We start from the raw sequence: 746 nt of genomic DNA, 5'->3' as shown, positions 1-746 counted from the left end.
GCCTGGCCCGTGCTGTATCCGGGCGCGGCATTGGCGGTGATCTTGACCGCCGGGAAATTGTTGAAGCGCGTGATGAGATCGGGACCGGTCACGTACTTGGAAGTCACGACCGAATTGAGCGGCATCATCTCACCCGAACTGCCGCGTACGAAGATACGATTCAGGTCTTCAGGCGTGCGCCGATCGACGGATTCCGCCTGCAAAATCACTTGCCACAAGCGGCTGTCCTTGTTGAACTGCGAGACATAGAGCGAGCCGAACATCGTCTGCATGGAGCTATAGACATCTTGCACGGGCACGCCGAGCGTTTCGGTCTTGGTGCGGTCCACGTCCACCTGCAACTGCTGCGAAGCCGCGTTAAAAGTCGATGTGACGCCCGACAACACGGGGCTTGCCTTCGCCTTTCTCACGAAGTCCTGAACAATTCCCGCAAGCTGTTGTGTCGATCCATCGCCTTTGTTTTGAATCCACATCTCCAGGCCGCCCGTGGTGCCGAGCCCCGGAATAGCAGGCGGATTCACCGGCAAGATAATGCCTTCCTGCACGGTCGATAAATTCTTGTACGCGCCCAGCAACACCGCGCGCGCGTTCTGCGTGCGGATATTCGCAGACGAATAGCGTTCATCGAAACTCTTGAAGCCGACGAAGAACACGCCGGCATTGTTCTTCGTCTGACTGTCGAGCAGGCTGAAGCCATCCACCGTTGTAATGCTGTCCACGGCGGGCTGCTTCATGAAGTATTCGGT

The 746-nt window shown here is 57.4% G+C and carries 1 protein-coding gene; it reads right to left on the bottom strand.

Going from position 1 to position 746, the window contains the following annotated elements; all coding sequences use genetic code 11:
• A partial coding sequence (locus P7F28_RS09695; protein ID WP_277184286.1) for an efflux RND transporter permease subunit occupies positions 1-746 on the bottom strand: 746 nt, incomplete at both ends.

The organism is Caballeronia sp. BR00000012568055 (assembly GCF_029439455.1).
Classification (GTDB): domain Bacteria; phylum Pseudomonadota; class Gammaproteobacteria; order Burkholderiales; family Burkholderiaceae; genus Caballeronia.
Note: the sequence above shows the minus strand (reverse complement) of the source record. Positions and strands in the feature narration are given on the sequence as shown.